Here is a 7,065-nt window from a genome sequence, read left to right on the forward strand (position 1 = left end):
ACCAGCTGCTGGCGCAGAAATGGCCGGCCAATGGCGACGACATCAAGGCCGACGTGACACAGGCCGCGAAGCAGCGCGGCCTGAAGACCGACTCCGCGCAGCCCCAGCAGGCGCCGGCCGACCCCGGGCTGACCGCGATCCAGACGGCCGCCAACAGCGGCGACCGGGGCCAGCTGCGGGCGCAGATCTGGACCTATGTCGGCCAGGTGACCGGCGCCGACAACAGCGCCCGCTTCAAGGCGCTGACCGGGCATGACTGGGGCGCCGCCTCCGGCCCTGTCATGGAGGAGCTGTACAACACGGTCGTGCAGAACGTGAACAAGCCGGTGCCCGCCTACACCAATCCCGGGGCGGAGAGTCCGGTGCCCGGAAACACGCAGCGCTACATCAAGGCCTATCTCTCCGCCCTGCCCGCGACCTGCCACGACCTGCCGGAGGAGCAGCGCCAGTATCTCGAGCGGGACAAGGTGGCCGACAAGCTGTCGGGCCAGAGCTGGGACAACAACGACGCCACCCGCCCGCTGGTCAAGGCGGCCCGGACCGAGCTCGGCATCCCGGAGACGTGACCGGCGGGCGGCGGCTTCGTCGTCAGGCCGGCCGGTCCAGCACCGCCATCAGCTCACGCCATTCGCGCGGGCTGAGGCCGCTGTCCGGCTGGGCCACCGCCTCCCCCGCCAGCATGCGGCGCAGCACGGCGAGGCCGGGCGACGAGATCGTGGCCGCGTTCATGCGGTAGTCGCGGAACGCCCGGGTGGCCAGCGGCACCCAGCGTTCCATCGAATCCACCATCACGTCGGCATAGGCGCGGATCTCGTACTGCGCGTGGGCGTCGGCCCGCAGCCTCAGGAAATTCATGAGGTTGTGCAGGTCGGTCTTCCAGTACCACTGGGTGTAGGTGTTGAGCGTCAGGTTCATCCGCGCCAGTTCGCGCGCCAAGCCCTGGCGATTCGGGTCGACCGGCTCGGCGCCGTCGATCTCCTCGTTCAGCATCCAGGCATAGTCGCGCCAGCAGCGCTCGGCATCCTCGCGCAGCAGGTCCAGCACCCGCGACGCCTCCTCCCCCTCCAGCACCGCGTCACGGCCCTGGCGGTTGTTGCTGGACTGGGCCGCCAGATGCTCCGGCGCCGGCAGGTAAAACTCCCGGTCCAGGATCGAGTATCGGGCCGAGTACTCGTTGACGTTGGCGGTGCGGTGCCGGATCCACTGCCGGGCGACGAAGATCGGCAGCTTCACGTGGTACTTGATCTCGCACATCTCGAAGGGCGTGGTGTGCCAGTGCCGCATCAGGTAGCGGATCAGCCCCTCATCCTCCGACACCTTCTTGGTGCCGCGGCCATAGGAGACCCGGGCCGCCTGCACCACCGCCGAATCGTCGCCCATATAGTCGATCACCCGCACGAAGCCGTGGTCGAGCACCGGCAGCGGCTCGAACAGGATCTCCTCCAGCGCCGGCACGGTGGCGCGGCGGGTGGTGAAGGTGGCGGCGCGGATCTGGTCCAGCTCGGCGCGCTGGTCGGCGGTGATCGTCATAAGCAGGTTCTTTCGAGGACGGCCCAGATAGTGTAGCGGCGCCGGCGCCGGGGACCAAGTCTGGTGTGTCTAAGGCCCCGGACCCAAGCCACCCCAGGCCAAGATTCAGGACAGTTGCGCAGCTGAGCCGCCGCGTTTTGCTGTTATGGTCGGGTTGTCCCATTTTCATTGCAGGATATTCCACATGCCGGCTCCGACAGATCCGCTTTACGCCCAGCAATGGCATCTGACCGGCCCGTGGGGGATCGATCTCGGCAATGCCTGGGACGAGTATACCGGCGCCGGCGTGGTGGTCGCGGTGCACGACCAAGGCATCGACTTCAACCATCCCGACCTGAAGGACAACATCGACACCGCCGCCAGCTTTAACGCCTCGACCGGCGGCACGGGCGGGGCGCCGCGGACGGCCGACGACAACCACGGCACCGCCGTCGCCGGCCTGATCGCGGCCGAGCGCAACGGCACGGGAGTGGTGGGCGTCGCCTATGGCGCGACGCTCCTCTCCTATTACGACCCGCTGCTGTTCACCACGCTGGCGACCGGGGCGGCGAACGCGCGCAACCACGCGGCGGCGGATGCCGATGTGCTCAGCAACAGCTGGGGCTATGGCAACCTCTTCTACGACAGCCCGGATTCCGCCTTCGCCGACGATTTCGGCAGTACCCAGTTCGCGGCGGCCCGCGCTGCCACGATCAATGCGGCGACGAACGGGCGCGACGGGCTGGGCACCGTCATCGTCCAGTCGGCCGGCAACACCCGCGACTACGGCGACGACACCAACCTGCACAGCTTCGGCAACAACCGCTGGACCATCACGGTCGGCGCCACCAACCAGGACGGCAGCCTGTCCGACTATTCGACGCCGGGCGCCTCGATCCTGGTCGGGGCGCCGGGCAGCCCGGTCGACGGCACCATCGTCACCACCGACCGGACCGGCACCGCCGGCTACGCCGCCGGCGACTACACCACCAGCTTCAACGGCACCTCGGCCGCGGCGCCCATGGTGTCGGGCGTGGTCGCCCTGATGCTGCAGGCCAATCCGCATCTCGGCTGGCGCGACGTGCAGGAGATCCTAGCCTACAGCGCGCGCACCGCGCCGGCCGCCGTCGGCGACCAGACCAACGGCGCGACCAACTGGAACGGCGGTGGGCTGACGGTGAGCCACGACATCGGCTTCGGTCTCGTCGACGCCCATGCCGCCGTGCGCCTGGCCGAGAGTTGGGGCAGCACCGCCCACACCAGCGCCAACGAGACCAGCGTCACCGCCTCGGCCTCGCCCGGCCTCGCCATCCCGGATGGCAGCACCACCGGCCTGACCACGACGCTGGCCATTGGCACCGCGATCGAGATCGACCGGGTCGAGGTGACGCTGAACATCAGCCACAGCTGGATCGGCGACCTGCAGGTCATGCTGACCTCGCCGGACGGCACCGAGAGCGTCCTGGTGAACCGCCCGGGCTCGGGCACGCTGCTGGATGCCGGATCCCGGCAGGACAACATCGCCTTCACCTTCGACACCGTCCATGACTGGGGCGAATCGGGCCAGGGCGTGTGGTCGCTGACGGTGCGCGACCTGGTCGCCGGCGACACCGGAACGCTGAATTCGTGGAGCCTGAGCTTGTACGGCGATGCCGCCAGCCCGGACGACAGCTATGTCTATACCGACGAGTTCGCCACGGTCGGCGCGGCCGCGGCGCGTCAGACCCTGACCGACAGTGGCGGCATCGACACGATCAACGGCGCCGCCCTGACCGGTGCCGCGGTGATCGACCTGCTGCATGGCACCGCAACCATCGCCGGCCATGCCCTGACGATCGCTGCGGGCACGGTGATCGAAAACGTGATCGGCGGCGACGGCGCCGATACGATCACGGGCGGCGCCGAGGTGAACCAGCTGGCAGGCGGCCGGGGCAATGATGTGCTCAACGGCGAGGGGGGCGCGGACCGGCTGGATGGCGGCGGCGGAGTGGACACGGCCAGCTATGCCGACGGCACCGCCGGCGTTCTGGTCAATCTGGTGAGCGGCACCGGCAATGCCGGCGCGGCCCAGGGCGACATCCTGATCAGCATCGAGAACCTGACGGGAAGCCAGGCCAATGACAGCCTGGTCGGGAACACCTACGCCAATGTGCTGCAGGGCGGGAACGGCAACGACGTGCTTACCGGGGCGGGCGGCCAGGACACCCTGACCGGCGGCGCCGGGGCCGACCGCTTCGTCTATGGCAGCGTGGCCCAGAGCCCGGTGGGGACAGGCTCCGACCTGATCACCGATTTCAGCCATGCCCAAGGCGACAGGATCGACCTGTCGCCGGTCGACGCCAACGTCCTCGCCGCCGGCGACCAGGCTTTCAGCTTCATCGGCTCGGCCCTTTACGGCCACCATGCGGGCGAGTTGCGCTTCGCCCAGTCCGGGAGCGTCACCACCATTGCCGGCGACGTCAACGGCGACGGCATCTCGGACTTCGCCATCCGCCTGACGGGGGCAATCGCGCTGGTCGTCGCCGATTTCATTCTGTGACGGGCCGATGACGGTTTCGACCCTTCCATCCGTGGCGCCGAGCCCCTATCTTAGGGGTGTCGGGCAACCGACTATGACGATAAACGCCTTTTGGAATAGACGCTGCGGACCCGGGGGCGGTACCCGGCGCCTCCACCAAATCTCCGGTCGTGGACGGAGCGCGGGGGCGAAATAGGATCGACGCGTGTAGTAAAGAAAAGGTTTTCGTCCGGCATGGTTCCGCCGTTATCGGGCCATAGCAATAGTTGCCAACGACAACTTTGCTGAGGTTCGCGCGGCTGCGTAAGCAGCTTAGCGTCCTCACCTAAATCCCTCGGCGGTTAGCCCCGTCGAGGTGGGGTCAGGGGCACCCAGCAACAGAACGCCCCGCTTTCCCCAGATCTTGGCTGGAATGTCGGACATGGGCGGCCGAATGCCGCGCGTCTCCCTTTTCAACCCGTCGGCCCCGGTCTAGTGTGATCGGATGGACGACGAACTCCGATACGACCGCATGGTCGAATCCGCCCTGCGGGGCGTGGTCAGGGAAGCCTTGGCCCAGGTGGCCGAGAAGGGGCTGCCGGGTGACCACCATTTCTACCTGACTTTCGTGACCAATCATCGAGGGGTCGCGATTCCCGAGTATCTGCGGCAGAAATACCCGCAGGAGATGACCATCGTCCTGCAGCACCAGTTCTTCGGGCTCGAGGTGTGCGAGGACCGCTTCTCGGTCTCGCTCAGCTTCTCCAGCAAGACCGAGCGCCTGGTGATCCCGCTGGCCGCGATCTCCACCTTCGCCGACCCGTCGGTCAACTTCGCCCTGCAGTTCCAATCCGCCAAGGAAGGCGTCGAGGGGGACGATGAGACCGCCGACGACGCCGAGGCATCGGCAGAGCCCGCCGAGACCGACGCCAAGGCCCCGGCCGAGGCCGCGCCGGCCGATGGCGCCAAGGTCGTGGCGCTGGACGCCTTCCGCAAGAAGTAGGCAGACCTCACACTCTGTCATGCCCGGGCTTGACTTGGGCATCCAGAGATATCGATGCCGCTCTGGGTGGCCCCTGGATCGCCGGGTCAAGCCCGGCGATGACAATGAGTCTTCTGATCTACCCTGCCGCCGCGCCCCGCCCTTCGCGCAGCCGGGCGGCCAGCCGGAACGGCGCCTCGGCCAGGTCGCCCAGCCGCTTCAGCCCCGAGATCTGCCGGCCGAAGGCCAGCACCTCGCCGATCCGACGCTCGAGGAAGGCATGCGTCGTCTCCTGCCCTTCCGACCGGTCGTCGAGCCAGACCAGCAGGGTCGAGGCGTAGACCCCGGCCAAGAGGCCGCGCTTGGTGTAGTAGTTGATGTCGGTCGACCGGTCGCCGGCCGCCCGCCACATCGCATCGACCGTGCGGTGCAACTGCTGCAGGCCGCGCCGCGACAGCGGCCGCAGCGCCCGCCGCGACAGGTCGCGCCGGACCGCGTCGCGATAGGGCGCCAGCAGGCCCAGCCGCACCGTCACCGCGCGGGCGATCTTCTCGCGCACCCGCAGCCCGTCGAAGGCCTCGCCCTCCTCTACCAGCCGCTCCAGCATCGTCCGGTCGGCCCAGTCGTGCAGATGGTCGGCCAGCGCCGCGACGCCGCCGGGGAACAGGGCGGCGGCCTCGTCCAGGCCGAATCCGGCCTCCTCGGCGCCGCGGCGCAGCGCCTGCCGGGTCCAGCCGTCGAAGGCGACATGCGGCAGGACGGCCAGCAGCAGGGCGTCGCGCTCGCCAACCTTGTCATCGCGGATGCGATCGTTCGGGGTCGGGTCGGTCATGGTGCGTGCGTCCCTTCAGGCTCGGTCGGCGAGATGGCGGGCCTCGGCATCCAGCGCCAGGTCGGCCAGGTCGCGCAGCCGGTCGAGATACAGCACGCCGTCGAGATGGTCGACCTCATGCTGCACCACGCGGGCGTGCAGCCCTTCCGCCTCGCGCTCGATCACCTCGCCGTCGAGGCCGAGGCCGCGATAGCCGATCTTGCGCCAGCGCGGCACCAGGCCGCGGAAGCCCGGAATCGACAGGCAGCCTTCCAGTCCCAGCAACGTGTCCTCGCCCAGCGGCACGATCTCCGGATTGATCAGCACGGTCGGACCCTCCGGCGCCGGCGGCTCGCCCTCCTCCTGCCGGCCGGGCGGCACCTCGAACACGATCAGCCGCAGCGGCCGGTAGACCTGCGGCGCGGCCAGGCCGATGCCCGGCGCGTCCCGCATCGTCTCGATCATGTCGGCGGCCAGCCGCTCGATCTCGGGGTCGAGCGGGTCCGCCACCGGGTCGGCGATGCGGCGCAGCACGGGGTGGCCCATGCCGGTGATCTTCAACAGAGTCAAAGCCTTGTCTCCTGGCAGATGCGCCGAACCTGATTTGCCCCGGCTTGGCAAGCAAAAAGTCACATGATAAAAGACACGCCCAGAAACCCCTACGCCGGGGACCGTTCCGGCAGTGAAAGGAGCTTTGACCGAACGTGCAGGTCCATGTCCGCGACAACAACGTCGATCAGGCGCTGCGGGCGCTGAAGAAGAAGATGCAGCGCGAGGGCATCTTCCGGGAGATGAAGCTTCGTCGCAACTATGAGAAGCCTTCGGAGAAGCGAGCCCGCGAGCAGGCCGAGGCCGTGCGCCGCGCCCGCAAGATGGCGCGCAAGCGGCTCGAGCGCGAAGGATTCTGACGACACCCTGGCCGCGGCCGCGCTGCGGTGACGGACCGATGGATCGAACCGCCGGAGGCTCTGCCTCCCGGCGGTTTTGTCGTTTCACTGCCATGGCAGGGCGGCCCCGGCGCCGACGAGTGATGTCATTCCCCGCGAGGCTGATGTAGGAATCGGGTATGGCGCCGCCCGCAGGGCGGCCGCCGGCAACGAAACCCGGGGGAAACATGCTCATCGGCGTGCCGAAGGAAATCAAAACCCACGAGTACCGTGTCGGCCTGACCCCGAGCTCCGTCCGCGAGCTGGTCCATCACGGTCACAGCGTCATCGTCCAGACCAACGCCGGCGCCGGGATCGATTTCGGCGATGACCGCTACCG

At 68.4% G+C, this 7,065-nt stretch carries 7 protein-coding genes, 1 other RNA gene and 1 pseudogene; 6 read left to right on the forward strand and 3 right to left on the reverse strand.

Going from position 1 to position 7,065, the window contains the following annotated elements; genetic code table 11:
- On the forward strand, positions 1-566 hold a 566-nt coding region (locus ABDW35_RS28185), incomplete at its 5' end, for a hypothetical protein (protein ID WP_343717177.1).
- Between the two features lie 22 nt (positions 567-588).
- Here the strand turns inward: ABDW35_RS28185 and thyX are convergent.
- On the reverse strand, positions 589-1,530 hold the full coding sequence (gene thyX, locus ABDW35_RS28190; protein ID WP_343717178.1) for an FAD-dependent thymidylate synthase: 942 nt from the start codon (positions 1,528-1,530) through the stop codon (positions 589-591).
- Positions 1,531-1,714: 184 nt separating this feature from the next.
- Between thyX and ABDW35_RS28195 the strand changes: the two genes are divergently transcribed.
- From ABDW35_RS28195 to ABDW35_RS28205, 3 genes are all read left to right on the forward strand, one after another.
- Positions 1,715-4,048 carry a S8 family serine peptidase gene (locus ABDW35_RS28195; protein ID WP_343717179.1) on the forward strand — a complete coding sequence of 778 codons (2,334 nt, stop codon included), beginning with the start codon at positions 1,715-1,717 and terminating at the stop codon, positions 4,046-4,048.
- A gap of 19 nt (positions 4,049-4,067) precedes the next feature.
- Positions 4,068-4,419: a transfer-messenger RNA gene (gene ssrA / locus ABDW35_RS28200) on the forward strand.
- Positions 4,420-4,511: 92 nt separating this feature from the next.
- Entirely contained in the window at positions 4,512-5,009 is a 498-nt protein-coding gene (locus ABDW35_RS28205; RefSeq protein WP_343717180.1) for a ClpXP protease specificity-enhancing factor SspB, read from the forward strand.
- 118 nt (positions 5,010-5,127) lie between these two features.
- On the opposite strand, the gene ABDW35_RS28210 is transcribed toward ABDW35_RS28205, so the two are convergent.
- The gene (locus ABDW35_RS28210) at positions 5,128-5,820 is read right to left on the reverse strand and encodes a COQ9 family protein (RefSeq protein ID WP_343717181.1); all 693 of its coding nucleotides are present in this window, start codon (positions 5,818-5,820) and stop codon (positions 5,128-5,130) included.
- A 15-nt stretch (positions 5,821-5,835) separates the two neighbouring features.
- Positions 5,836-6,369 (reverse strand): peptide deformylase, encoded by a 534-nt coding sequence (gene def, locus ABDW35_RS28215; RefSeq protein WP_343717182.1) that lies wholly within the window; start codon positions 6,367-6,369, stop codon positions 5,836-5,838.
- Positions 6,370-6,503: 134 nt separating this feature from the next.
- On the opposite strand from def, the gene rpsU reads away from it, so the two are divergent.
- Positions 6,504-6,707 carry a 30S ribosomal protein S21 gene (gene rpsU, locus ABDW35_RS28220; RefSeq protein WP_342236722.1) on the forward strand — a complete coding sequence of 68 codons (204 nt, stop codon included), beginning with the start codon at positions 6,504-6,506 and terminating at the stop codon, positions 6,705-6,707.
- Between the two features lie 206 nt (positions 6,708-6,913).
- Positions 6,914-7,065 (forward strand): annotated as a pseudogene (locus ABDW35_RS28225) (alanine dehydrogenase); the annotation flags it as partial.

It is taken from the genome of Inquilinus sp. (genome assembly GCF_039594555.1).
Taxonomy (GTDB): Bacteria; Pseudomonadota; Alphaproteobacteria; order DSM-16000; family Inquilinaceae; genus Inquilinus.